The 26628-nt window shown below is 66.4% G+C and carries 20 protein-coding genes; 8 read left to right on the forward strand and 12 right to left on the reverse strand.

Going from position 1 to position 26628, the window contains the following annotated elements:
* Nucleotides 1-23 precede the first annotated feature (23 nt).
* From RR42_RS28760 to RR42_RS28770, 3 genes are all read right to left on the reverse strand, one after another.
* Entirely contained in the window at nt 24-1568 is a 1545-nt protein-coding gene (locus RR42_RS28760) for a methyl-accepting chemotaxis protein (protein WP_043354989.1), read from the reverse strand.
* 350 nt (nt 1569-1918) lie between these two features.
* On the reverse strand, nt 1919-2350 hold the full coding sequence (locus RR42_RS28765) for an HU family DNA-binding protein (protein WP_043354992.1): 432 nt from the start codon (nt 2348-2350) through the stop codon (nt 1919-1921).
* Nucleotides 2351-2545: 195 nt separating this feature from the next.
* Nucleotides 2546-3283, reverse strand: coding sequence for a Coq4 family protein (locus RR42_RS28770; protein ID WP_043354994.1), 738 nt, complete (start codon nt 3281-3283; stop codon nt 2546-2548).
* A gap of 181 nt (nt 3284-3464) precedes the next feature.
* Between RR42_RS28770 and RR42_RS28775 the strand changes: the two genes are divergently transcribed.
* On the forward strand, nt 3465-4169 hold the full coding sequence (locus RR42_RS28775; RefSeq protein WP_052495045.1) for a Crp/Fnr family transcriptional regulator: 705 nt from the start codon (nt 3465-3467) through the stop codon (nt 4167-4169).
* Between the two features lie 26 nt (nt 4170-4195).
* Here the strand turns inward: RR42_RS28775 and RR42_RS28780 are convergent, their stop codons facing one another.
* From RR42_RS28780 to RR42_RS28790, 3 genes are read right to left on the reverse strand one after another with little or no spacing between them, the layout of a single operon-like run.
* Entirely contained in the window at nt 4196-7006 is a 2811-nt protein-coding gene (locus RR42_RS28780) for an Hsp70 family protein (protein ID WP_043354995.1), read from the reverse strand.
* A gap of 9 nt (nt 7007-7015) precedes the next feature.
* Nucleotides 7016-8863: an Hsp70 family protein gene (locus tag RR42_RS28785; protein WP_043354997.1), complete on the reverse strand. Its 1848-nt coding sequence runs from the start codon at nt 8861-8863 to the stop codon at nt 7016-7018.
* Nucleotides 8860-9462: a DUF2760 domain-containing protein gene (locus tag RR42_RS28790; RefSeq protein WP_043354998.1), complete on the reverse strand. Its 603-nt coding sequence runs from the start codon at nt 9460-9462 to the stop codon at nt 8860-8862. Before RR42_RS28790 ends, RR42_RS28785 begins: the two co-directional genes overlap by 4 nt.
* A gap of 346 nt (nt 9463-9808) precedes the next feature.
* Here RR42_RS28790 and RR42_RS28795 point away from each other — a divergent pair, with 346 nt between their 5' ends.
* Both RR42_RS28795 and RR42_RS28800 read left to right on the forward strand, forming a co-directional pair.
* A complete protein-coding gene (locus RR42_RS28795) occupies nt 9809-10027 on the forward strand; it encodes a hypothetical protein (RefSeq protein WP_043355000.1) in 219 nt (72 codons plus the stop codon).
* A gap of 286 nt (nt 10028-10313) precedes the next feature.
* Complete coding sequence (locus RR42_RS28800; protein WP_043355002.1) at nt 10314-12551, forward strand: NADP-dependent isocitrate dehydrogenase; 2238 nt, start codon at nt 10314-10316, stop codon at nt 12549-12551.
* 118 nt (nt 12552-12669) lie between these two features.
* Here the strand turns inward: RR42_RS28800 and RR42_RS28805 are convergent, their stop codons facing one another.
* The gene (locus tag RR42_RS28805; protein WP_043355004.1) at nt 12670-13671 is read right to left on the reverse strand and encodes a Bug family tripartite tricarboxylate transporter substrate binding protein; all 1002 of its coding nucleotides are present in this window, start codon (nt 13669-13671) and stop codon (nt 12670-12672) included.
* Between the two features lie 262 nt (nt 13672-13933).
* Here RR42_RS28805 and RR42_RS28810 point away from each other — a divergent pair, with 262 nt between their 5' ends.
* The 4 genes from RR42_RS28810 to RR42_RS28825 all read left to right on the forward strand — a co-directional run bounded on the left by RR42_RS28810 (nt 13934) and on the right by RR42_RS28825 (nt 20283).
* Entirely contained in the window at nt 13934-14443 is a 510-nt protein-coding gene (locus RR42_RS28810; RefSeq protein ID WP_043355006.1) for a sigma-70 family RNA polymerase sigma factor, read from the forward strand.
* Entirely contained in the window at nt 14443-15495 is a 1053-nt protein-coding gene (locus RR42_RS28815) for a FecR domain-containing protein (RefSeq protein ID WP_082055136.1), read from the forward strand. Before RR42_RS28810 ends, RR42_RS28815 begins: the two co-directional genes overlap by 1 nt.
* Nucleotides 15496-15603: 108 nt before the next feature.
* Entirely contained in the window at nt 15604-17823 is a 2220-nt protein-coding gene (locus RR42_RS28820) for a TonB-dependent receptor (RefSeq protein WP_419188921.1), read from the forward strand.
* A gap of 3 nt (nt 17824-17826) precedes the next feature.
* The gene (locus RR42_RS28825; protein WP_052495046.1) at nt 17827-20283 is read left to right on the forward strand and encodes a TonB-dependent receptor; all 2457 of its coding nucleotides are present in this window, start codon (nt 17827-17829) and stop codon (nt 20281-20283) included.
* A 7-nt stretch (nt 20284-20290) separates the two neighbouring features.
* Here RR42_RS28825 and RR42_RS28830 read toward each other — a convergent pair whose 3' ends face one another.
* The 5 genes from RR42_RS28830 to RR42_RS28850 form a co-directional block, all read right to left on the reverse strand.
* A complete protein-coding gene (locus RR42_RS28830) occupies nt 20291-20623 on the reverse strand; it encodes a hypothetical protein (protein ID WP_043355008.1) in 333 nt (110 codons plus the stop codon).
* A gap of 269 nt (nt 20624-20892) precedes the next feature.
* Nucleotides 20893-22254 carry a GntP family permease gene (locus RR42_RS28835; RefSeq protein ID WP_043355010.1) on the reverse strand — a complete coding sequence of 454 codons (1362 nt, stop codon included), beginning with the start codon at nt 22252-22254 and terminating at the stop codon, nt 20893-20895.
* Between the two features lie 116 nt (nt 22255-22370).
* Nucleotides 22371-22763, reverse strand: a complete 393-nt coding sequence (locus tag RR42_RS28840) for a RidA family protein (RefSeq protein WP_006163400.1) — start codon at nt 22761-22763, stop codon at nt 22371-22373.
* Nucleotides 22764-22803: 40 nt separating this feature from the next.
* Nucleotides 22804-24297 (reverse strand): N-acyl-D-amino-acid deacylase family protein, encoded by a 1494-nt coding sequence (locus RR42_RS28845; protein ID WP_043355012.1) that lies wholly within the window; start codon nt 24295-24297, stop codon nt 22804-22806.
* A 2-nt stretch (nt 24298-24299) separates the two neighbouring features.
* Complete coding sequence (locus RR42_RS28850) at nt 24300-25193, reverse strand: MurR/RpiR family transcriptional regulator (protein ID WP_043355014.1); 894 nt, start codon at nt 25191-25193, stop codon at nt 24300-24302.
* Nucleotides 25194-25340: 147 nt separating this feature from the next.
* On the opposite strand from RR42_RS28850, the gene RR42_RS28855 reads away from it, so the two are divergent.
* Nucleotides 25341-26609: an amino acid deaminase gene (locus tag RR42_RS28855; protein ID WP_043355016.1), complete on the forward strand. Its 1269-nt coding sequence runs from the start codon at nt 25341-25343 to the stop codon at nt 26607-26609.
* Nucleotides 26610-26628 lie beyond the last annotated feature (19 nt).

Genomic DNA, 26628 nt, shown 5'->3' on the forward strand with positions numbered 1-26628 from the left:
GAGGATCAGGACGGTCTGGCGGTTCAGGCAGCCACGAGGCGGAACGTGGATACGGCTTCCTTCAGGCGCTGGGCCTGCTCTTCCAGCGATCCCGCGGCGGCCGCGGCTTGCTCCACCAGTGCGGCGTTCTGCTGCGTCACCGTGTCCATCTGGGTGACGGCCTGGTTGACCTGCTCGATGCCGGCGCTCTGCTCGGCCGAGGCGGCGCTGATCTCGCCCATGATGTCGGTCACGCGTTTTACCGCGCCCACGATCTCATCCATGGTCTGGCCGGCCTTGGTGACCAGTTGCGAGCCCTTTTCCACGCGCTCGACCGAGTCGCCGATCAGCGACTTGATCTCCTTGGCGGCGGTTGCGCTGCGCTGTGCCAGGCTGCGCACCTCGCCGGCCACCACCGCAAAGCCCCGGCCTTGCTCACCCGCGCGGGCGGCTTCCACCGCGGCATTCAGGGCGAGGATGTTGGTCTGGAAGGCAATGCCCTCGATCACGGCAATGATGTCGGCCACCTTGCGCGAAGCGCCGTTGATCTCCTGCATGGTGTCGACCACCTGGCCAACCACCGCGCCGCCCTTGATCGCGATCTCGGAGGCGTTGACGGCGAGCGAGCTGGCCTGCTTGGCGTTGTCCGCGTTCTGGCGGACGATGCTGGTCAGCTCCTCCATGCTGGAGGCTGTTTCCTGCAGTGACGACGCTTGTTCTTCCGTGCGCTGGGACAGATCCGTGTTGCCTGCGGCGATCTGGCTCGTGCCGGACGCGATGGATTCGGTGCCGGTGCGCACCTGGGTCACGATGCGCAGGATGTTGCCATTCATGTCGCCCAGGGCGCGCAGCAACTGGCCGGTCTCGTCCTTGCTGTCCGAGCGGATGTGGCTGGTCAGGTCGCCCGACGCCACCTTGCGTGCGAAGCCCACGGCGCGATGCAGCGGCGCGGTGATGCCGGCGGTCAGCCATACCGAGAACGCGACGCCGATGGCCAGCACCAGCACGCCAAGCGCGATCAGGCGATTGCGCGCGCTGAGGTAGATCTCGTTGATATCCAATGCGGTCTGGTCAATGCTGGCGCGCTGGATATCGAGCAGCTTCTGGATCTCGGCAAGATAGGCGTTGCCGGCAGGCACGAACTCGCTCTCGAGCACCTGGTTGGCTTCGTCGGTCTGGCCGGCTTCCTTGAGCTTGGTGATCTTGTCGCGCGAGTCGTTGTACGGCTTGCGCACGGTCTGGATCGTCTTGAATGCCGCCTTCTCCGCGTCGGAGGACAGCATCGGCTCGAGCTTGTCGCGCAACGCCGCGATGGCATCGACCGACCCCTTTGTCTCGGCGGCGAAGAACGCGCCCAGGCTCGGGTCGGCACTGCGCGCCACAGCGGTGGTGCGGCGCACGCTCGTATGCATCAGGCGATACCAGTCGCTGACGACCCGCTCCTTGGCCAGCGGCTGCTGCATCATGTCGTGCGTGTGGCTGGCCACGTCCTGCAACCCCAGGATGCTGAACACGGTCATGAGCGTTGACAGCAGCAGCACCACGCCAAAGCCAATGCCAAGGCGTACCCCGATTCCAAGATTTTTCATTTTCTTCTGCCTGAATGGAAATAATACGGTGGCGAAATGCTGGTCCGGAGGACGCGGATTCGCTCTATTGTCAGCCGCGCCGTTCTGTCGCGAACGCATTTGCGGGCTATGGTGAATATCGGCAATTGAGGTGGGAACTTGAGTGCCGGGGCTTGTTGCCTGGCGAGGATGGCGTGCCCAGGCGGATGCATGAAGGAAATGCGGCCAGGCATGCCGTGGCTCGCACGCGAAGATCCACCCGGACCTGATCTTCATCGCATGCACTCGATATCGGGTATTGACCTGCAAATGCAAAAGGGAGCCACATGGGCTCCCTCTTGTTCCAGCTACGGCCTGTTTGCCCGCTCAGCTTACAGCGCGGCGTCCTTCAGCTTCTTCATCGGGCGAACCTTGACCTTGACGGTCGCCGGCTTGGCGGCGAACCACTGGTCTTCGCCGGTGAACGGGTTCTTGCCGAAGCGCTTCTTGGTGGCGGCGACCTGGGTTGCCACGACCTTGAACAGGCCGGGCAGGGTGAATTCGCCAGCGCCCTTCTTGTGCACCGCGCTCAGGATGGTGTTTTCCAGATGGACCAGCACGGTCTTGACCGTCTTGGCATCCAGTTCAGTCTGGGCCACCAGGTGGGCCACCAGGCTGGACTTGTTGAAGGTGTCCTTCAGGGGTTTCACCGCCGGCGCGGCCGCTGCGACCTTCTTTGCCGGAGCCGCCTTCTTTGCCGGCGCCGCCTTCTTGGCGGCAGGCTTGGCGGTGGTCTTTACGACAGCATTTGCTTTGGTAGCCATGGATTATGGAGTCTTGTTTTCGTTGAATGACGCTTGCTGCCGACGGCAGCAAGCGCATGGGGAGCATAGCATTCCCGGTGGCGCCTGCCAAACGCCTGCCATCACGCCGGGGCCGCTCCACGTCCCCTTCATGGACCCGGCCGGGCGCTACCAGCACGGCGTAGCGCCTGGAGCCTGGTCGGAAGACAGCGATTGCTAAGCCGCGCCCTGTGGCTGGCATTGCGCGGCCTTGCTGGCCGCCTGGTACAGCACGGGTTCGAGGATGCCCAGCCGCGCGCGCGCTGCCTCGAGCGGCTCATGCAGCAGCGTCTCGTAGTCCTCGGCCATCAGCCACTTCGCCTTGCGTCCATGCCGATACCCCTCGACAACGGCGCGCAGGTACGCGGTGTTGCCGGTCTTGCGCAGGCTCTGCAAGGCGGTAGCAGCGGCGATGAATGCCCAGCCGAGGCCGCCGGTCTGTGCGTAGCTGAACGCCACCAGCGCTGCTTCGCCCAGGTTCTCGTCGGCCTTGTAGCCGGTCAGCACATGCCAGATGTCATGGATATCGCGGGTGCGCCTGCCTAACCAGGCATAGGGGTCTTCCACCAGCGGCTCGCGGTCGAGGTTTGAAATCTTGGCCAGCCCTGTCGCGCTGTAGCCCGTTTCTTCCAGGAACGAGCGGTAGGCAGCCCCGAGCGTGCCGGGCGCGAAGCTGGCGATGAACGCCGGGTCGGAGAAGCGCTCCGTCAGTTCGACGCGAAGATAAGCCAGCCGCCGCCCGCTCGTGGTCCTCAGGAGCCGCGCGTAGTTCTTCGGCGTGGACGGTCCGTTAAGGGCGCGCATGATGAGAAACACTTGCGTGGTGTCGTCTCCGTTTGCCAGCAGCTTGCGGATCGCACGGAATGCGGCTGGAAAGTCACGCTTATAGAGAGCGGGGGAGGTCGCTATGTCCATTGCCTCGTTCCTCTTGTCGGGGTTGTTGCCGGGATTGCTGCCGGGATGGCGAAGTCGCCGGTGCTTCGGGTCTTCAGGGTTTCCAGGGTTTTCATCCAGGTCCCTGATTGCAATGAGCGATCTTTGCAGGGAATGGCCGACTACAATGTCGCCTTCCTGACATAAGACTACGATTGGCGCAGTGTCAAAATCATCCACCCCCGAGGACTACCTCGCCGCCCTGCGATCCAGCGCATGGTTCGCCGGTCTTGCCGCTGATTTTCAACGGTGGATCGTGGCGCACGCCAAGGTCAGGTCACTAGCTGCGGGCCAGCGCCTGTTCGCGTACGGGGACCCGGCGGATGGCCTGTACTTTGTGGTGGCTGGCGCCATCCGCATGACCAGTTCCTCCGCCGATGGCAAGGAGGCACTGCTGGCTTTTGCGGAAACGCCGCAATGGTTCGGCGAGGTTGCCTTGTTTGACGCCTTGCCGCGCGCCCACGATGCCTGGATCGAGACCGACGTGGTGCTGCTGCATATCGGCCAGCAGGATGCGGTGCGGTTTCTCGACGAAAATCCGGTGCACTGGAAAGCGGTGGGCCTGCTGATGGCCCCAAAGCTCAGGCTGGCGTTCGAAGCGATTGGCTCGTCGGTGCTGATGCCTGTGCCGGTCAGGCTGGCGCGCCGCTTGCTGGCCATCGCGGGCGGCTATGGCGAGCGCCATGGCCTGAGCAAGCGGGTGATCAACGTGCAGCAGGAGCAACTCGGCTTGATGCTGTCGGTTTCCCGGCAAACAGTGAACCAGATTCTCAGGGATTTCGAGGCGCAGGGCCTGGTGCAGCGCACGCGCGGGTCCGTCGAGATCCTGGATCTCGCGTCGCTGCGAAGATTCGCGGAGGTCGGCTAGGCCATGCCGGCCCGCCGCGACCGCACTCAGGCCACGATCAGCGTCAACCCCGCTGGCAGCGACTCGCCAAAGACTCGTCCTTCATCGGCCTCATCGAGTTCCACCGTTGCGCGCACCATGTCGATCCAGCTACGTGGCGCGTTGGCGGCCTCGAGCCGGCTGACCACGCGCATGCGGATCTCCAGCGGCAGATCCCGTGACCGGTCCCCCGTCATGCGGGCGATCTGCACGGCGGCGAACGCGCCCGGCTCGACCTTCTTCCAGTCGAGCGCAAGAATCGCCTCCAGCCATCGCGAGCCCACCTCCGGTGGCACGACGCTGTGCGCGCTGCCGTAGAACGGCCGGCGCGCGCCGATGCGGCCCACGGCCCACCAGCTTTGAGGGTTCTCCGAGGGCTTCTTTAGCCGCGCGAGCAGCCACTCGGCGACTTCGATCTTGCGCTCGACGGGCACGCGTTCCAGCGATCCCGCAAGCCGCACCATGTCGGCGTAGCCTGATTTGGCGGCGCCGGCGGGGCGCTTGTAGCGCGCCGTGCCGGGGGGCTGCAGGTAGAAGGCGATGTCGTCCAGCAAGCGCAACTGCGCGCCTTCGTCCAGGCCGCCAGCGGTGCGGCGCCACAGCGTCCACCATTCCGACCAGATCTGGCTCTCATTGACATACTGGATGCCCTGCTCGAACAACGACCAGAGCTGCCCGGCGCGCCACTCGTCCAGCGGGTAGCCGAACCCAGGCCGCATGCAATAGCCGGCGAGGTTGAGCCAGAGGCGTTCATGGTCTGCCGTGCGGCGGCGGCGGCGCGCGCGTTCCCACAACGTGCCGAACAGGGCGCGCAGCAGCGCGCTGTCCCATTGGTCGCGCGCGCCCAGCAGTTGCTCCAGTTGCGCGCGCAGCCGCTTGACTTCCTTGGGGCCAACGTCTTGCGAGCGGGCGCCAAAGGTGCGGTCGATACATTCGACGGCCTGGGCCAGGCAGGGGTGCGGCGCGTGGGTCGCCGTGTCTGCCGCTGAGGCATCACCGCGCAGCTGGAACTCGAGCAGCCAGCGCTGCGCAGGATTGGCGATCTCGCTGCAGTGCACTTCCAGCGTGCCGACTTCGGTGAGCGATGTGGTGAGTTGCACCAGCGTCTCCCGCGCGTCGCTGGCGCCGCGCGGTTGCACCACGGTGGCGATCGGCGGCAGGCGGACGAAATCGCCGCTGGCGAGGTCGGCCAGTTCGCCTGGCTGATAGGGCGTGTCGGCGACGGAGGAGACCAGGTGGAAGCGCACCGGATGCCCGAGGCGCAGGGAGAAGGTGCGATCCTTGAGATGGATCTCCTGGCCGTCTTCGGTGCCGCGCGGCAACAGGCAAATGCCGCGCTCTGCCTGCGCGGCATCACCGTTGTCCAGCACGAGGAAATAGCTGCGCGGCGAGCCCCCGCCGATGCGCGGCGCATGCCCGGCGCGGGCCAGCGCGAACGCCACCGCGCCACGGGCGACCGCCACGTCGGGGTTGTCGTTGTGCAGCACATGCAAGGGCGCTCGGCGCCAGGCGCCAAGCGTGCTCGACAGACGCCCCGTCAGCGCCTCGGCGCGGAACACGCCGCCGTTGAGCAGCAAGGTGTCGGGCATCGGTGGCGCGTCGTCTGGCGCTTCTGCTGCATCCTGTGCGTTCGCGATGCGCGACTGGGCTGCGTGCTGGCCGAGGAAGGCCGCAACGTGCCGGGTGATCGCCGGGTCGGCCGCATAGGGCAGGCCAAATTCGACGATGCCGCCCCGTGAGCGCCCCGGCCTTTCGCCGGCCGAAACGGCTGGGAAAAACCCCTCGACAATGATCTGCTCGATCTCCTGCCGGGTGACTTCGACCGAGCGCGCGCCGCCGATCAGCCGGGAGCCCGAACCGAGCAGCGTGATCGTGACCGCGTCCGGCGCTTGCGCGCTGAGCAGTTGCTCCTTGGCGGCACGGCATCGCTCGACCAACTGCGACAGGCTGCCCGCCGACAAGCGCGAGTGTGCCGTGGCGATGCGCGACTCGACCAGATGCGCGAGGGCGAGATCCATGTTGTCGCCGCCGAGCATCAGGTGATTGCCAACCCCGATCCGGGTCAATTGTGGCTGGCCGTCCTGCACCTCCACCTTGATCAGCGTCAGGTCGGTGGTGCCGCCGCCAACATCGCAGATCAGCACCAGCCGCGTTTGCGCCAGGTCGGCCGCTAGCGTTTCGCGATGATGGAACACCCAGTCGTAGAACGCCGCCTGGGGCTCCTCCAGCATGCGCAGCGCGGGCAGTCCGGCCATGCGCGCGGCTTCCAGCGTGAGGGCGCGCGCGCCCTCATCGAACGAGGCGGGCACGGTGAGCACCACATCCTGCTCCTCGAGCCGGGCATCGGGAAAACGGTGGTTCCATGCCGCGCGCACGTGCGCCAGGTAGCTGGCGCTGGCCGCCACCGGCGACACCTTGCCGACTTCGTCGGCGGCGCCCCACGGCAGGATCGGCGCGACGCGGTCGACCGACGCATGCGACAGCCAGCTTTTGGCGCTGGCGACCAGCCTGCCGGGCACTTGTGCGCCCAGCGTGCGCGCCAGGCGGCCCACCACGACCTGGCCCGATGCGGCCCCGTCCGTCCCCTCGGCCCCTTCGGCCCCACTGGCAACTTGCCACGGCAACTGCAGATCGCTGGCATTCAACTCCCCCGGCGCCGCGTGGTACCGCACGGACGGCAGGAGTGGCCGCGTGGCCACCTCGCCCAGGCTCACCAGTTGATCGATGTCGAAGACGCGGATGTCCTCCGACCCTGCCTCGCCATAGGCGACGACCGTGTTGCTCGTGCCCAGGTCAATGCCGACGCTATACCGCTTCATGCATGGCACTCAGGCATTCGCGCTGCCGCGCACGTCGAACTCGACCTTCCAGCGCTCGCCCGTGCCACGGGGCACGGCTTCCAGTTCCAGCGTGCCGGCCTCCGTGATGCGGGCATGCAGCTTCACCGGCACGACTTCACCAGGCGTGCGGCCTTCGGGCGGCAGCGTGGCCTGGATTTCGTCGAGCTCTTGCAGGTCTTCGGGCCCCCAGAAGTCGAGCAGGGTGCCTACCTGGTCCTGGCGGCGCACCGACGAGCCGAAGAAGCGGAAGTGCACGGGCTCGCCGACCACGAGCCCGAATTCCTGCTCCGGCAACGGCGCCTCGGTGCCTTCTTCCATGCCGAAGGGCGCCACGCACAGCGCCTGGATGGGCGGCTCGAAGCCCGGGATGGCGGGCATCGCCGACTCCACCGCAATGTAGTAGGCTCGCGCGGTACCGCCGCGAATGCGCACGCCCTTGCCGCGGCGCACGTAGCCGTAGTACGCGGCGCCACGCGCGACAGCCAGGTCCAGGTCGGCGCCACCCAGCAGGCGCGCGGGCGCTGCGCCTTCCGCGGCGAGCCAGCCGTTGAGCGTCTGCAGGATGCGCTCGACCAGCAGGGCGGACTTGAACACGCCGCCGTTGAACAGCACCGCCGTGGGATGCAGGAAGGTCGCACCCGGCGCCGGCGCGCCGGCCAGGCCTTCCATCTCGGCCAGCGCTGCCACCTGGCGGCCCAGGAACGCCGCCAGATGTCGCGTGATGGCCGGGTCCTGCGCGTATGGCAGGCCCAGTTGCGTCAGCCCCGCGCGTGCCCGGCTGACCGGGCGGGCAGAGCCATCCACCTGGGGGAAAAAGCCTTCCAGGATGATCTGGGTGAGCTCGGCGCGGGTCAGCTCGGTGCGGATCGAGCCGCCGATGAGCTTGGAGCCGCGGCTTGGCACGACCAGCGGCACCGCGTCCGTGGCCGGGTCGCTGAGCAGGGTTTCCTTGGCGCTGCGGCAGGCATAGGTGAGCGCGCGAAGTTGCCATGGGTCGGCCTGCGTGCCTTGGGCCGCGAGCTTGCGCGCCACCACGTGGGCCAGCGCCAGGTCCATGTTGTCGCCGCCCAGCAGGATGTGCTCGCCGACGGCGACGCGGTGCAGCTCCAGGTTGCCCTCGCGCTCGATCACGGCGATCAGCGAGAGATCGGTGGTGCCGCCACCCACGTCGACGACCAGGATGATGTCGCCCACCTTGACCTGCTTGCGCCACTGGCCGCCGCTCTTCTGAATCCAGCTATAGAGCGCGGCCTGAGGCTCCTCCAGCAGGGTCATGCGGGCATAGCCAGCGGATTCGGCGGCTTCTGCCGTCAGTTCCCGCGCGGCCGGATCGAACGACGCGGGAATGGTGACGGTGATGTCCTGCTCACCGAACGGGGCGTCGGGATGCGCGTGGTCCCACGCTTCGCGCAGGTGCGAGAGATAGCGTACGGAAGTCTCGAGCGGCGACACGCGCGGCACTTCCGCCGGCGCGTCGTTCGGCAGGATCGCCGCGCGGCGGTCTACCCCGGGGTGGCACAGCCAGCTCTTCGCGCTCGATACCAGCCGGATCGGCGTGGCCGCGCCACGGCTGCGCGCCAGCTCGCCCACGGCGAAGTCTCGCGTGGCGTTCCACGGCAAGGCCAGGTCGCCCGGAGCCAGCTCGCTCGGATGCGGCAGGTACAAGAACGACGGCAGCAGGTCGCAATCTTCAATAGCGCCTGGTGCGGTGAGCTGCGTGATGGGCAGGACGCCCTGGGTGGTCTTCTCACCGTCACTGGTGGCGAGGTCGACGTAGGAGAGGGCGCAATGCGTCGTGCCCAGGTCGATGCCGATCGAGTAGCGCGGGTCGCTCATAGCTCGACCTCGGCCGGGGCGATCACGGTGGCGTCATGGCGCTCGGCCAGCCGGGGCAGGCGGACTTGCGCCACGCGCCAGCCACGGTGGCTGATGTTGCCGTTGAACGGCGCGCTGCCGACCACGTTGCCGGTCAGCCGGATGGCGGTGGCATCGAACCCGTCGGGCACCGTGACGCGGCTGCCCTCGGCTTCCTCGCGCACCGGCCGGATGGTGAAATGTTCGCGCAGCACGGCGCGGCAGCCGTCATGCACCAGCCGGGCGGCGGCACCGATTTCCGTGTCGGAATAGCCGGCGATGTCTTCCTCGACAAAATCGATGAAGCGCGCGTCGCGCTGGAGCAGGCCCAGCAGCTGGAGAGCGGCCTCCGGGCTCGCTTCCTTCAGCGCGCTCGGGGCCGGTGCCGCGGCCACGGGGGCGGGGGCCGGTGCAGGGACCGCTGCAGGGACCGGTGCGGCGGGCGCTGGACTTGCGCCGGGCCCCGTGCCGTCACGCAGGCGCCGCACGCCCGCGGCAAGCTCGCGGTCGCCCAGGATGTTGAAAAACGTGCCCATGGCAAGAGAAATCCTGCCCAGGAAAGACATGTTCGAGTCGGTCATCAATGGCTCCAGATGTGCTCTGTTGAAGGACGAGCTGTCCCCTGGCGATGCTGTACTGGGCCGGCCCTGCCGCAGCGCAGGCGCTTGCCGGCAGGCAACGGCGTGGTGCGCGCAGTGGCGGGCTCGCCCGTCAGCATCTTGTTCTTCGGGCCCGGCCGGGCCGCTCAAGGCGGTATTTTGCCCTAAGGCGCCCATGATCCGGCCAATGCGGCCCACGAAGTGGCAGGACTCTCACCAATATCCCCCAAGCATGCCCGCCATGACTCGCCCTTACGCAGGGCGCCGGAGTAGCCTTTAATAGAGCAAAGTAGAGCAAATGCCCGTCACGATCTGCATTGGAGCTGGGATGAAAGCGCTTTCCACCAAAGAACGCACGCGCAGGCGCCCGTCCGACAAGGTACTGAACGTTCTCGCGGCGCTCGTAGGCCTGGTTACGCTTGCGGCCGGCATCGCCTGGCTCATCTACAAGTGGCGCGTAGATCTCGAAGTTCCGTACTTTGCCATTCCGCTGGTGCTGACGGTCCCCGTGATCGCTGCCGCCGCGTTCCGCAGTTTTTGGGACTAGCGCAGCGGTTTTGTGCCTGTTAGCTGGCTTTGGGCGCAGATAAGCCCGTTGGCCCGCCAGATGGGCGCAGCGAGGGGGCAATTGCTGGCGCGCCGTGCGCCCCCGCATGCGCCACGCGCCGCGAGCCTTGCCCCCACGCAAAACTTGCATTTTGCGATTGCGAAGCAAAAACCCCGTGTGGTTCAGACCCCCCTGGAGAAAATTCAGGCAAAATTCGGGCATTCCTGCCGGGCTGTGACCCAGCCGGTGGCGTTCTCCAACCTATTTCTTGATCCTGAGATAAGCAATGAGTACCCAGCAACCCACCATCATCTACACGCTGACCGACGAAGCTCCGCTGCTGGCGACCAGTGCCTTTTTGCCCATCATCCGCACCTTCACCGCCCCGGCCGGCATCAACGTGACGACCAGCGACATCTCGGTGGCGGGTCGTATCCTGGGTGAATTCCCCGAATTCCTGACCGAGGCACAACGCGTGCCCGACAACCTGGCCGAGCTGGGCCGGCTGACCCTGCAGCCGGACACCAACATCATCAAGCTGCCCAACATCAGCGCCTCCGTGCACCAGCTGGTCAGCGCGATCAAGGAACTGCAGGCCAAGGGCTACAAGGTTCCGGATTTCCCGGAAGACCCGAAGACCGATGCCGAGAAGGCCATCCGCCAACGCTATTCGAAGTGCCTGGGCAGCGCCGTGAACCCGGTCCTGCGCGAAGGCAACTCGGACCGCCGCGCGCCGGCAGCCGTCAAGAACTACGCACGCAAGAACCCGCACAGCATGGGTGAGTGGAGCATGGCTTCGCGCACCCACGTGGCGCACATGAAGCACGGCGACTTCTATCACGGCGAAAAGTCCATGACCCTGGACCGCGCCCGCGACGTCAAGATGGAGCTGGTCACCAAGAGCGGCAAGACCATCGTGCTCAAGCCGAAGGTGTCGCTGCTGGACGGCGAGATCATCGACAGCATGTTCATGAGCAAGAAGGCGCTGTGCGACTTCTATGAAGAACAGATGGAAGACGCGCGCAAGACCGGCGTGATGCTGTCGCTGCACGTGAAGGCCACCATGATGAAGGTCTCGCACCCCATCGTGTTCGGCCACGCCGTGAAGATTTTCTACAAGGAAGCCTTCGAGAAGCACGGCAAGCTGTTCGACGAACTGGGCGTGAATGTCAACAACGGCCTGGTCAACCTGTACGACAAGCTGGAAAGCCTGCCGAGCTCCAAGCGCGAAGAGATCATCCGCGACATGCACGCTTGCCACGAGCACCGTCCCGAGCTGGCGATGGTGGATTCGGCCAAGGGCATCTCCAACCTGCACGCGCCCAATGACGTGATCGTGGACGCCTCGATGCCGGCCATGATCCGCATCGGCGGCAAGATGTGGGGCGCAGACGGCCGTCCGAAGGACACCAAGGCCGTGATCCCGGAGAGCACGTTTGCCCGCATTTACCAGGAAATCATCAACTTCTGCAAGACCAACGGCAACTTCGACCCGGTCACCATGGGCACCGTGCCCAACGTCGGCCTGATGGCGCAGCAAGCAGAGGAATACGGCTCGCACGACAAGACCTTTGAAGTGCCCGAGGCCGGCGAAGCCCGCATCGTTGACATCGCCACCGGCGAAGTGCTGCTGGTGCAGAACGTGGAAGAGGGCGACATCTGGCGCATGTGCCAGGTCAAGGACGCCCCGATCCGCGACTGGGTCAAGCTGGCTGTCACGCGCGCGCGCAACTCCGGCATGCCCGCCATTTTCTGGCTGGACCCGTACCGCCCGCACGAAGCCGAGATGATCAAGAAGGTCGAGACCTACCTGAAGGATCACGACACCACCGGCCTGGACATCCAGATCATGTCGCAAGTGCGCGCCATGCGTTACACGCTGGAACGCGTCATCCGCGGCCTGGACACCATCTCGGTGACCGGCAACATCCTGCGCGATTACCTCACCGACCTGTTCCCGATCATGGAACTGGGCACCAGCGCCAAGATGCTCTCCATCGTTCCGCTGATGGCCGGCGGCGGCATGTATGAAACCGGCGCGGGCGGCTCGGCGCCGAAGCACGTCAAGCAACTGGTGGAAGAAAACCACCTGCGCTGGGATTCGCTGGGTGAATTCCTGGCGCTGGCGGTGTCGCTGGAAGAACTCGGCATCAAGACCAGCAACGAAAAGGCCAAGGTTCTGGCCAAGACGCTGGACGCCGCCACTGGCAAGCTGCTGGACAACAACAAGAACCCGTCGCCCAAGACTGGCCAGCTGGACAACCGCGGCAGCCAGTTCTACCTGGCCATGTACTGGGCCCAGGAACTGGCGGCACAGACCGACGATGCTGCCCTGGCAGCGCAGTTCGCGCCGCTGGCCAAGCAACTGACCGACAACGAGCAGGTCATCGTTGGCGAGCTGTCGGCCGTGCAAGGCAAGCAAGCCGATATCGGCGGCTACTACAAGCCCGACTTTGCCAAGCTGGACATCGTGATGCGCCCCAGCAAGACGCTGAACGCCGCGCTGGCAGCCGTCAAGGCCTAATCGATGCAAGCCTGGCCGCCCTGTCACGCAGGGCGGCCGGCGGCGGCGGCCACGCCTTGGGAAAGGCGAGCCGCCATGCAAGCCCCGGGTACCCGGTAACAGGTACCCGGGGCTTGTGCTATTCGAGCTTCACCCTGCCGTCCTTTGCGAGCCGGCGATATTGCGGTATCTCGCCCTGCACGCGCCGGCGGAAATCCTCCGCATTGCCGCGCATGACCCAGATCGACTGCCGCTGGAAGACTGCCTCCACGGAAGGGTCCAGAAGCACCCCCTGCAATTCCTTTTCCAGCCGCTCCACCACCGCTTGCGGCGTGGCGCGCGGCGCGGCAATGCCGAACCAGAACGCGTTGCCGGGCATGGCGATGCCGAGTTCGGCAAAGGTTGGCACGCCCGGATACTGCGGGGAGCGCGCCCCGGCACTGATCGCCAGCGGACGCAACTTGCCGGACTCGAGGTAAGGCTGTGCAACGGCGATGGGGTCGAGGCTCAGGTCGATCTGCCCGCCAATGACGTCGGCGAGGATCTGCGTGCTGCCACGATATGACACGGGCGTGATGTCCGCGTGCAGGTCGGCCTCGATCATGGCGCCCACAATGGATTGCGCGGTGCCCGGGCCGGTGGTGCCGTAGGTGATCGTTCCCGGTTGGGCGCTTGCACGCGCCAGCATGTCTGCGAACGACTTGATGCCGGAGTCCGCGCGGGTGGTGAGCATTACTGGCGCCTGCGCGATGATGCCGATCGGCGCCCAGGCGCCTTGCGCCGGGATGGGCAGGCCGGTGCGCAGCGCGGGGAGCATGCTGAACGTGGTGGAACTGGCGAGAAGCAGCGTGTATCCGTCGGCGGGCGCCTTGGCGACCTGCTCCGCCGCGATCATCGTGGAGGCACCCGGCCGGTTCTCGACTACCACGGGCTGGCCCAGTCGGGTACGCAACTTATCGGCGATGACACGGGCAATGATGTCGGTGGTGCCGCCCGCCGTGAAAGGGACCACCAGGTGCACGGTCCGCTGTGGGAATGCTTCCGGGGCGGTCTGTGTCTGCGGGTTGGGCGCCGAGGCGGCCACCAGCAGCGAAGTGGTGACCAGACGGCGCAACGGGTCTAAGGAAAAGAGCAGGTCCATGGGCAGGTCAACTGGCGTCGGGTAGCAGCACCTGCAGGCTGGCGTGAGCAGATAAAAGCACGTTAAGTATCAAAGAATGGCGGGTATGGCGGGACTAGATGGCTTTGCCGGGCCATCGCGTCGATTCTACGTCAGATGCTGCGTTGCAATATGCACGCCTGGCTGTGCTGTTGGTTGCACTAATTATTTTCCGTGCCATATAATGCGAACCATTCGCATTTAAGTTTGGCCGTGCCAGACACTTCACTACGCAAGGGAAGCGATGGCCGCCGCCGAATCCGCGTTACAGCAGCATGTCCATGCCCTCTACAGCGATCACCATCGCTGGCTGCAGGGATGGCTGCGGCATCAGCTTGGCAATGCGTTTGACGCCGCCGACCTGGCGCAGGATGTGTTTCTCCGCTTGCTCCATCGCGAGCCGTGCGACATCAGGGAACCGCGCACCTACCTGAGCACGATCGCGCGCGGCCTTGTCATCGAGCACTGGCGCCGCCGGGAGCTGGAACTGGCCTGGCTGGAGACGCTGGCGCAACTGCCCGCGCCGCAGGCGCCGTCGCCCGAGAGCCGGCTGCTTTTCCTGGAAACCCTGATCGCCATCGACCGCATCCTGGATGCGCTGAAGCCGCAGGTGCGCAAGGCATTCCTGTGGGCCCAGCTCGAAGGGCTGACCTGCCGGCAGATCGCGGAGCGCCTCGGCGTGTCGCTGGCTACCGCCGAGCGCTATGTCGCGGCGGCGCTGCGCCATTGCTACAGCTTGCGTTTCGGTGGTTGATGCCCGTGAGCGATTCCGCCAGGCCAGGCGACCCAACGGCTACGCCTGGGCCCGAAACCCCGATCCCGATCCCCGCGCGCATCGTCGACCAGGCCATCCACTGGATGGTCAAGCTCGACTTCGGTGAGGCCAGCGCCACCACGCGCAAGGCATTCGCCCAATGGCGCGACGCCAACCCGCTGCACGCGCTCGCCTGGCAACGCGTGCAGGCACTGCGCACTGACTTCTCCGGCATGCCGCCGGCACTGGCGTTGCTTACCCTGCAAGCTGCCGATGCCCGGCGTGGCGTGGGCGGGCTTAAGCGCAGGCAGGCGCTCAAGGTGTTGGCGCTGGCCGGCATCTCGGTGGTCACGGCGGCAAGCGTGCGCGAACTGGCGCCATGGCAGGGCCTGGTCGCCGACGCGAGCACGGCCACCGGCGAGCAGCGCACCATGCGTCTGGCCGACGGAAGCACCATCGTGCTCAACACCGATACCGCCATCAATACCGTGCTGGGCGCTGAGCGCCGCTTGGTCACGCTGCGGCGCGGGGAGATCCTGGTGACCACGGGACACGACGATGGCTTCGCGGCCGGCAGCGCAGCGGTGCGGCCGTTCTGGGTGCAGACGCCGTTCGGCAGCCTGCGTGCGTTGGGCACGCGCTTTGTGGTGCGGATCGAGGACGAACGCGCCCGCGTTACCGTGCAGGAGGGCGCCGTGGAGTTGCACCCGGCCGCAGGCGGGGCGACCCACGTAGCGCGTACGGGGACGACCTGGTGGCTCGCCAAGGCCGGCAGCATGCCGGCGACGGCGCAGCCGTTCGAGGCGGACGGCTGGGCCGATGGCGTCATCGCGGGCAAGGACATGCGGCTGGCGGACGTGCTGGCCGAACTGTCGCGTTACCGCACCGGCCACATTGCCTGCGATCCGCGCGTGGCCGATTTGCGTATCTCGGGCGCCTACCACGTGCGCGACACGGATCGGGTGCTGCGCTTCCTGATGCAGGCGCAGCCGATCGCCGTGGCCTATCGCACGCGCTTCTGGGTTTCGGTTGGCCCGGCGGGAGGGCATTGACCCCATGCCAGGCGTGTCCGAGAAAATATTTCAGGAAAATTGAGGGGATTTCGATTCTCGACCGGCCTACAGCGTAGGAACTCAAATTAAACGCTGCCGGAGAAGGGAATCATGTCTGCAACTCGTTATGCCACTGTCATCGCCGCTGGGCGCCCACCCCGACCCAAGCCGTTTGCGCTTGCCGTGCACCACGCCATGGTCTGCCTTGCCATGGGCGCAACCGTCGCGCCGCTTGCCGTGAGCGCACAATCGCAGGCGGCCCCCGCGCACGCCGCGCCGACCCTGCCGGCGGTAACCGTCACCGCCGGCGCCGAGGCGCCGGGAGAACTGCCACAACCCTACGCGGGCGGCCAGGTGGCGCGCGCAGGCCGCCTGGGGTTGCTGGGCAACAAGAGCATCATGGACACGCCGTTCGCCATCACCAACTACACCGCGCAGCGCCTGGAGGACCAACAGGCCACCACGCTGGCCGAAGTACTGAACAGCGATCCGTCCACGCGCTTCACGGGCCAGGTTGGCGGCGTGACCGATTCATTCTATATCCGTGGCTTCCCGATCAATGAGGGCAACCTGTCGGAGATCGCGTTCGATGGCGTGTACGGCGTGTCGCCGAATTACCATCTGTTTACCGAGTACCTGGAGCGGGTCGAAGTGCTGAAGGGGCCGGCCGCCTTGCTGTACGGCATGTCGCCGAACAGCGGTGTCGGCGGCGTGGTCAATGTCGTGCCCAAGCGTGCGCTGGCGACGGACCTGACGCGATTCACGCTCGACTATGCGTCTGACGCGCAGGTGGGCGGCGCGGTGGACCTGAGCCGCCGTTTTGGCGAGGACCGCGAGTGGGGCATTCGCTTCAACGGCCTGCACCGGCAGGGGCCGACGGCGCTCGACAGCCAGAAGTCGCGCGCCGAGGTGGCCGCGCTGTCGCTCGACTACCGCGGCGAGCGCCTGCGGGCCTCGCTCGACCTGATCGAGCAATACCAGTGGGTCGATGCTCCCACGCGTCCCTTCCTGATCGCAGCCGGCGTGCAGGTACCGCCGGCGCCGGACGGCAGGCGCAATGTCAGCCAGCCCTGGGGCTGGTGGAAGTCCAACGATGTGTCGACGCTGCTGCACGCGGAATATGACCTCACCGACAACCTGACGGTGTTTGCCGATGCCGGCGGTACCCGCTCGGACGTGGCGCGCTTGTCCGACCAGACGCCAGCCATCCTGAATTCGGCCGGCGCGACCTCGTCGGCCGTGCAGAACTGGAAGTTCCAGGTCAACCGCTCGAGCTTCGATACCGGCGTCAGGAGCAAGTTCGAGACCGGGCCGGTCAAGCACGCGCTGGCGCTGCAGGCCAATCTGTACATGGACCGTTTCGCCAGCGCCAACGTGTCAGGCACGCCGGTCACATCCAATATTTACGCCCCGGCCGACCGCGCGGCGCAGAACATTGCCGCCCCGCAAAACGTGCCGAAGGTGTCCGGCTCCACGCTGTCGGGCCTGTCTCTGGCCGATACCTTGAGCGTGCTGGACGACCGCCTGCAGCTCTCCCTTGGCCTGCGCTACCAACAGGTCAGGTCGAGCAACTATGCTGCCACCGGCGCGAAGACCGCTTCATACGACGAAAGCGCTGTCACGCCGCTGGCCGGCATCGTCTTCAAGCCCTGGCACAACATCTCGCTCTATGCCAACTACGTGGAGGGGCTGAGCAAGGGAGACATCGCGCCGGCGACCGCGTCGAATGCGGGGCAGGTCTTTGCGCCGTACAAGACCAAGCAGCAGGAGGTGGGCATCAAGTTCGATTCGGGCAAGGTGATGGCGACCCTGGCGGCGTTCCGCATGACCAAGCCCAGCGGCCAGTTGTATGGGACGGTCTATGCCATCGACAGCGAGCAACGCAACCAGGGGCTGGAGCTGACCGTGTCGGGGCAGGCCTACAAGGGTGTGCGCCTGCTTGGCGGGCTGACCCTGCTTGACGGCGAGCTGACCAGGACCAACAGCGCAGCCACCCTTGGCAACCGCCCCGTGGGCGTGCCTGTCGTCATGGCCAACCTTGGCGGCGAGTGGGACCTGCCGTGGGTTCCGGGCCTGACGCTGACCAGCGCGGTCAACTACACGGGCAGCGAGTACGTCAACCAGGCGAACACGCAGCAGGTGCCATCGTGGACAACCGTCGATCTCGGCGCGCGCTACAAGACGTCGATGTACGGCAAGTCCACGACGTTCCGGGCGGGTTTGTTCAATGCATTCAACCGGAAGTACTGGTCCGGGGTGGCATCCTACGGCACGATCTCGCTCGGCGCGCCGCGGACCTTCATGGCTTCCATGAGCGTGGATTTCTAAGCATTGGCCGCACGACGCCTCGCGCTTTGCAGCGCCTTCGCTTGTCTTGCGCTCGGTCTGGGCGTGGCGCCGGATGCGGTGCTCGCGCAGGCGAGCCCGGCGGTAAGCCAGGTGGTGAGCCATCTGGTAAGCCCGATCGCGAGCACGGGCCAGGCGCGGATGTTCGCCATCGCGCCTGGCCCGCTTTACGCGGTCCTCAATCGTTTTGCCAGCGTCGGCGGCATCGATCTTTCCTATGATGCCGCGCTGCTCGGCAGCGCCCAAAGTCCAGGACTGAATGGCATCCATACCGTGCCGGACGGGCTGCGGGCGCTGTTGGCGGGCAGCGGGCTGGAAGCGGTGGAAATGCCGGGAGGCGGGTTCTCATTGCGCAAGGCGCCGGCGGTCTCCGGCACCCAGGCAGCGCCGTTGCTGCCCACGGTCACGATCTTCGGCGCGGCAGCGGTTGCGAGCGACCTGCCCCCGGCGCTTGCCGGCGAGCAGATCGCGCGCGGCGCCAGGCTTGGGCTGCTGGGCAACATCGACATCATGGACGCGCCGTTCAGCATCACCAGCTACACCGCCAAGGCGATCGAGGACCAGCAGGCGCGCACGGTGGGCGATATGGTGGCCGTTGATGCGTCCGTGCGCTACGTCAGCCAGCCTGGCGGCATCCTGGACGCCTTCACGATCCGCGGCTTTCCCGTTGGCAATGGCAACTTCGGCGAGATCGCCTTCGACGGCATGTACGGCGTGGCCTCCAACTACCGGGTATCGACCGGCTACATCGAACGCATCGAGCTGATCAAGGGCCCCACCGCCATGCTGACCGGCATGGCGCCCAGCGGCAGTGTCGGCGGTGGCATCAATATCGTGCCCAAGCGGGCGACCGGTCCCGACCTGACCCAGGTCACAGCCGACTATGCCGCCTCATCGCAGCTGGGCGGCAACCTTGACGTAAGCCGGCGGTTTGGCGCGCAGCGGCAGTTCGGCATTCGCGTCAATGGCAACTATCGGGCGGGCGACACCAACCTGGACAACCAGTCGCGCCGCGCCGGTGCTGGCGCGCTGGCACTGGACTACCAGGGCGAACGCCTGCGAGCGACGCTGGATTTCATCGACCAGCAGGAGAAGATCACCGCGCCATCGCGCCTCTTGCATATCGTTTCCGGCATCAACGTGCCCGATGCGCCCAATGGGCGGCGCAATGTCTCGCAACCCTGGGAAAACTCCAGCATCCGCGACCAGTCGCTGCTGATGCGGGCGGAATACGACATCGGCGACAAGCTCACCTGGTTCATCGCCGGCGGCGGCGGCCGTACCCGGGTGGCCAGGCTCTTTGCCATCACGCCCACCATCATCAACGAGGCCGGCGATGTTGCCGTGCTGGACTCGAACTACAAGTTCAACGTAGCCCGCACCACCGTGGACACGGGCTTGCGCGCCCGCTTCAACACCGGGGCGGTGAGCCATCACCTGAGCATGCTCGTGAGCGACTACCGGGACCAGTTGGAACGCGGCTTCAACAACGCCACGACCACCTCGCTGACCAACCTCTACCAGCCCGTGTCGCTGCCGGCGCAGTACATCGCGGCGCCCGCCGGCGTGCCGAAGGTCTCCCAGACGCGGCTGGCCGGCGCGGCCCTGGCCGATACGCTATCGATGCTGGACAAGCGCGTGCAACTGACGCTGGGGCTGCGCCATCAGCAGGTCATGTCAGACAATTTCAGCACCGGCGGCGCCATCGCTTCGCACTACGGCCAGGGCGCCTGGACGCCAATGCTTGGCCTGGTGGTGAAGCCCTGGCAACACGTCACGCTGTATGCCAACCGCGCCGAAGGGTTGAGCAAGGGCGACACCGCCCCTGGCAGCGCCAGCAATGCCGGCGAGGTATTTGCGCCTTACAGGTCAAGGCAGCTTGAGTTCGGCGTGAAGGTCGAGCAGGGCGGGATAGTGGCGACCGTCAGCGCATTCCAGATATCGAAGGCAAGCGGCCAGATGTCCGGCGCGCGGTTCGCGGCGGACGGCGAGCAGCGCAATCGCGGGCTGGAGTTCGGGCTATATGGGGAAGTGGTGGCCGGAGTGCGGCTGCTGGCCAGCGCCACCGTGCTCGATGCCAGGATTGCCCGCAGCGGTAACCCCGAGTCGGCCGGCAAGGCCGCTGTTGGCGTGCCGACGCTGCAAGCCAACCTGGGCGCCGAATGGGATGCCGGTTTCGTGCCCGGCCTCACCCTGGCCGGTGGGCTGGCCTACACGGGACGGCAATATGTCGACCAGGCCAATATGCAAAGTATCCCGCACTGGACCCGCGTCGACATCGGTGCGCGCTACCGGACTACCGTGGCGCGCAGGCAGACCACCTTCCGCCTCAATGTCCGCAATGTCTTTGACAAGCATGACTGGGCGGCGGTTGATGCCTATGGCGGGCTGGCGCAGGCCGAGCCGCGCACGCTGCTGCTTTCGGCGACGATGCGTTTCTGAGGCAGTTCTACTTGGTGACGTTGGATTCCGCGGCGCGCTTGTCGGCATCGCGCAGGCGCTTGACGGCTTTGCCCAGCAGCCCGCCTTCGCTATCCGATACGGCTTCTTCCAGCGTGGCAAGCGCGGCCCTGATCTGCGTGCCGTGGGCGTTCGAGTACGCCTGGTCTTCAATCCGTGCGTCGGCTTCCTTGCGCACGCGCTTGCCCAGCTTGCGGGCAAATTCGGGATCGAGCTGGCCTTGCGCAGTGGCATTGGCGATGTGGTCGAGCAGGGCGATCAGGCCCGGCGCGGTCGTGGTGGCCGGGACAGCGTCCTCGGTCTTCCTGAGTTTTTTAGGCATGGTTCTTTTCCTCCGGTTGGGGCTCGATTCTAGCGCTAGGGGGAAACCCGGGCCTGCTTCCCAGTATGAAAGATTTGTGACGCCTTGTCGGCGCGACGGATGATGCCCGGTCTCTGGCAGCGGCAGGAAAAAACGCGGGGTGCCGATGATTTGCTGCAGTGCACACGATAGCACATTGTGGACGGCCTAAAAAAGGAGGGGCACACGCATGTGTCTCCTCCTTTTCGGCGGGCGCCTTGCGGGCCTCCGGCCTGATCCTGTTCGGACGCTCAGACTACCGTGGCAAGCGCCAGGGTCAGAAGCAGCGCGATCACCGAAATGAGCGTTTCGCACACCGACCAGGTCTTGAAGGTCTGGGCCACGGTCATGTTGAAGTACTCCTTGACCAGCCAGAAGCCGCCGTCGTTCACGTGCGACAGGATCAGCGAGCCGGCGCCGGTGGTCAGCACCAGCAGCTCGGGCCGCGTGCCGGGCACGCTGGCGGCGATCGGCGCGACAATGCCGGCAGCCGTGGTCATGGCCACGGTGGCGGAGCCGGTGGCGATCCGGATCAGCACGGCGACCAGCCAGCCCAGCAGCAGCACCGACACATGCGCGCCGGTGGCCACGTCGACGATGGCGTTGGAGATGCCCGAATCGCGCAGCACGCGGCCAAAGCCGCCGCCCGCGCCGACCACCAGCGTGATGATGGCGGTGGGCGCCACGCACTCGTTGGTGAACCTGAGGATGTTTTCCCGGGTGAAGCCGCGGCGCTTGCCGAAGGTGTAGAAGCTCACCAGCGCGGCGATCAGCAGCGCGATCACCGAGTTGCCGATCAGCTTGAGGAAGTCGTTGGCAAAGGTCTTGGGCGTGGTGATGAGGTCGGCCCAGCTGCCGATCAGCATCAGGATCACGGGCAGCAGGATGGTAAACAGCGTGATGCCGAAGCCCGGCAGCTCGTGCGAGGCCTTGACGCCTTCGTCTTCCTCGGTGAACTGCGCGGCCAGCGGATTCACATCTGGCAGCGTCACGTAGCGCGTCATCAGCTTGGCGAACAGCGGGCCAGCGATAGCTGCCGTGGGAATGCCCACGATCAGCGCGTACAGGATGGTCTTGCCGATATCCGCCTTGTAGGCGGTCACCGCCAGCAGCGCGGCGGGGTGCGGGGGGATCAGGCCGTGCACCACCGAAAGGCCGGCCACCATCGGGATGCCCACCAGCACCATGGAGGTGCCGGTACGCTTGGCCACGTTGAAGGCGATTGGCACCAGCAGCACGAAGCCCACTTCGAAGAACACGGGCAAGCCGACGATAAAGGCGATGGTCACCATGGCCCAGTGCACGTTCTTCTCGCCGAAGGCGTCGATCAGCGTGCGCGCGATGCGCTCGGCGCCGCCGGACTCCGCCATCATCTTGCCGAGCATGGTGCCCAGGCCCACCACCAGCGCGATGTGGCCGAGCGTGCCGCCTACGCCGGCCTCGAACGATTTGACGATGTCGCCCATCGGCATGCCCACGGCAAAGCCGAGCAGGACCGAGACGACTACCAGGGTAATAAAGGGATTGAGCTTGAATTTCGCGATCAGCACGACCAGTGCGATCACCGCGATCAACGCGTAAAGCAAAAGGGTGGTTCCGGTTACGGCGCCCATGTCGTCTCCTTTGTGCGAGGTCCACCGGGACTCCGGCGGGGCTCCCTCGCGTCCGCTATGAAAAGGGCCGCGCTGGCGGCGGCCGGTTCAGGTTTTCGTGGCTGGCTGGCCCGGGATCAGGCCGCCGGCTTCTTGTAGGCGATGCAATCCACTTCGACCTTGCAGTCCACCACCATGCTCGACTGCACGCAGGCACGCGCGGGCGGGTTGGCGCCGAAGTACTCCTTGAAGATCTTGTTGAACGACGCGAAGTCGCGCGCGTCGTCCAGCCACACGCCGCAGCGCACGATGTGCTCGGTGCCATAGCCGGCTTCGGCCAGGATGGCCAGCACGTTCTTGATGGCCTGGTGGGTCTGCGCAACGATGCCGCCGTCGATCACCTCGCCGGCCACCATCGGCACCTGGCCGGACACGTAGAGCCAGCCGTCGGCTTGCACGGCACGGGAAAACGGCATGTGCTGGCCGCCGGTGCCGGCGCCGCCTTCGACGCCAAATCGTTTGATATCCATGGGGACTCCTGAAGCAGATTGCAAATGGGGGATTAGATGGTTACTGTGCCGGCGCCGCGCTGGCCCCGGCAGGCTTTGTGCGCGCGAGGAAGCGGCCGGCCCGCGCGCCGGTAGGCTTGCGCTGTTGCCACGACAGCTCGCCGTTGACCCACACGCAAGCGATGCCCTCGGCGGGCTGCATGGGATCGGTGAAGCTCGCCGCGTCGCGGATGGTGGCGGCGTCGAACAGGACCAGGTCGGCCCAATAGCCTTCGCGCACCAGGCCGCGCCCGGCCAGGCCGAAGCGCTCGGCCGACAGCCCCGTCATCTTGTTGATCGCGACCGTCAGCGGGAACAGTTCGCGGTCACGGGCGTAGTGGCCGAGCACGCGCGGAAAGGCGCCCCACAGGCGCGGGTGCGGGAGCGGATCGTTGGGCAGGCCATCGGATCCCACCACCGTGGCGGGATGGCTCAGGATGCGGTCCACGTCCGCGTCTTCCATGCAGTGATAGACCGCGCCGGCGGGCTGCAGCCGGCGCGCGGCGTCTTCGAGCCCAAGGTCCCACTCGGCGGCGATATCGGCCAGCAAGCGCCCGCCCATGTCGGGGTGCGGCTCGGACCACGTCACCATGATGTCGAAATCGCTGGTGACCTGCTTGAGGTCGAGCGTGGACGAGCTGGCGGTGTAGGGATAGCAATCGCAGCCCACCGGCTGCCAGCGTTGCGCGCGCTCCAGCGCATCCAGCACTTCCCCGCTGCGCCCCCAGTTCTCCAGGCCAGCACACTTCATATGCGAGATCACCACCGGCACGCGCGCATGGCGCCCGATGCGGAAGGCCTCATCCATCGCCTCCAGGATGTCGGCGAACTCGCTGCGCAGGTGAGTGGCATAGAGCGCGCCCGCGTGCGCCAGCGGCTCGGCCAGCGCCAGCACTTCGTCCGTGGTGGCGGCAAAGGCGTTGGCATAGGCCAGGCCGGTGGACAGGCCAATGGCGCCATGGTCGAGCGCTTCTTGCAACTGTGCGCGCATCGCTGCGATCTCGGCCGGGGTGGCGGTGCGGTCCAGCCGGTCCATGTGGTTGCTGCGCAGCGCCGTATGGCCGACCAGCGCGGCCACGTTCACGGCGGGCCGGGCTGCCTGCACGGCCGCAGCATAGGCGGCGAAGTCCGGGTAGCAAAAGGCATCGCTGGTGCCCAGCAGGTTCATTGGGTCGGGGGGCTCGCCGCGCAGCGTGACAGGCGCCGCGCTGATGCCGCAGTTGCCGACGATCACCGTGGTGACGCCTTGCGATAGCTTGGGGGTCATCTCGGGCTGGCGAACCACGTTGGTGTCGTCGTGCGTGTGCACGTCGATGAAGCCCGGCGCCAGCACCAGGCCCGCGCCTTGCACCACATGCGCGGCACTGCCGGGGTCGATGGCATCGGCGCCATCCTCCAGCATGGCGATGCGCGCGATGCGCCCGGCGCGCAGCGCCACGTCGGCCGCGCGCGCCTCGGCGCCGGAGCCGTCGAGCAGGGTGACGCCGCGGATGAGGGTATCGAACAGTTCAGGCATGGTCAGTCTCCGAGCGGCTGGCGGCTATCGGTGGCGCCAGTGCCGCGGTGCGCGTCGAGCACGTACTTGAGCCGGCGCAGGTTGTCCTGGCTCTGGTCTTGCTGCAGCAGGGCGAGCTGGGTGGCCAGCACGTCCATGACCAACAGCATCGCGTAGCGCGAGGCCGAGGGCTTGAAAATGAAATCCGTTTCCAGCGTGCGCACCGGCAGCAGCACGTCCGCGCGCGCCGCCAGCGGTGAGCCCAGCGCGGTCACGGCCACCAGTTTCGCGCCGTATTCGCGGGCGATATCGCAACTGGCCAGCATCTCGGGCACGTTGCCCGTGGCGGAGAACGCAAGCACGACATCGTCCTTGTGCAAGGTGGCTGCCACCATCTTCTGCAGCAGCGCGTCCTGGTAGCTGGCCACGGGACGGCCCAGGCGGGCCAGCCGGTAACGCGCTTCGTCGGCCATGAAGGACGAGCCGCCACCCATGCCAAAAGCGTAGACCATGCGCGCCTGCAGCAACAGGCGCGCCGCACGCTCCATATGGTCGGGATCGATCAGCTTGCGATTGACCTCAAGAGAGTCCAGGATATCCGCATGAATGCTGTCGGCCAGCGTGGCAGGGGACGGCTCCGCCGCGCGGGCGACTTCCGCCTGCAGGAAGCGCTGCCCCACGGCCGTGGCTTGCGCCAGGCGCAGCTTGAGGTCGCGCACGTCGCGGCAGCCGATGGCCTTGGCGAAACGGGTCACGCTGGCTTCGCTCACCCCGGCCTGCCGCGCCAGCTCGTTGATGCTGGTGGCGGCGGCGCCCGCCAGGTCCTGCAGGATCACCTGGGCGACCTTCTGCTCGGCCAGGCGCAGCGTGGGGCCACGCTCGGCGATGCGGGTCAGGATGTCGAAGGGCGCGGACATGGTTGGCGGGTCGATGGTGGGGGAGCCGTCCCCGAGGCGCGATGTCGCCTCGGAGCCAGCTTTGAATGTTACTTTATAACAAAGGTGAAATATCGTAATTTCAAGGCTATCATTACGTCAATCGGAATTTTTCAGGATGATGACAGCATGCTTGAAATAAAGTACCAAGCCGGCACGATCGATCCGCTCAACAAGGCGCTGGGCAAGCTCGACGCCCCGCTGGCACCCGACGCAGCCGGCCAGGTGGGCTGGCAATTGCTGGCGGAAGACCTCAGCCTGCCAGCCGCCGTGCTGTATGAAGAGCGCCTTGCGCACAACCTGGAATGGATGCGCCGCTTCATGGGTGAGTACGGTGTGCAGTTGGCTCCGCATGGCAAGACCACCATGGCGCCCAAGCTGTTCGCGCGCCAGCTGGCCGCCGGCGCCTGGGGCATCACGCTGGCCACCGCGCACCAGACTGCCGCCGCGTACGCGCACGGCGTGCGGCGCGTCTTGATGGCCAACCAGCTGGTGGGCCGGCGCAATATGGAAATCGTGGCCGACCTGCTGCGCGATCCGGATTTCGAGTTCTTTACGCTGGTGGATTCGGCGGCGCTGGTGGACCAGCTGGGCAGGTACTTCAGCGCACGCGGCCAAAAGCTGCAGGTGCTGCTGGAACTGGGCGTGCCAGGCGGGCGCACCGGCGTGCGCGGTGCGCAGCAGCAAGCAGCGGTGCTGGCGGCGCTGGCGCGCTGGCCAGGCGTGCTGTCGCTGGCCGGCGTGGAAATCTACGAGGGCGTGCTCCAGGAAGAGGCCGATATCCGCGACTTCCTGCGGCGCACCGTGGCGGTGACGCGCGAGCTGTTCGCGGCCGGCCGCTTCGGCCGCAGCCCGGTGGTGATGTCCGGCGCGGGCTCGGCCTGGTACGACGTGGTGGCGGAGGAGTTCGCCCGCACCGACATCGGCGCGCCGATCGACATCGTGCTGCGCCCGGGCTGCTACCTCACGCACGACGTGGGCATCTACCGCGCCGCGCAAAAGCGCATTCTGGCCAGCAACCCGGTCGCGCAGAAGATGCGCGAGGGCCTGTTGCCGGCCTTGCAGTTGTGGGCCTATGTGCAGTCGATTCCCGAGCCGGAGCGCGCCATCATTGGCATGGGCAAGCGCGATGCCGCCTTCGATGCGGGCATGCCGATCCCGGCGCAGGTCTACCGGCCCGGCGCGAGCGTGCCGGTGGCGGTGCCCGCGCATTGGGAGGTGACAGGCATGATGGACCAGCACGCTTATCTGGCGATCCGCCCCGGCGACGATGTCCAGGTCGGAGACATGGTGGCCTTCGACATTTCCCATCCCTGTCTTACCTTCGACAAGTGGCGCCACATTCCCGTGCTCGACGGCGACCTGCGCGTGATCGATCTCGTGCAGACGTTCTTCTGAACGGCCGCTCGCAGCAGCA

Origin of the sequence: Cupriavidus basilensis (genome assembly GCF_000832305.1) — a bacterium.
GTDB lineage: Bacteria > Pseudomonadota > Gammaproteobacteria > Burkholderiales > Burkholderiaceae > Cupriavidus > Cupriavidus basilensis_F.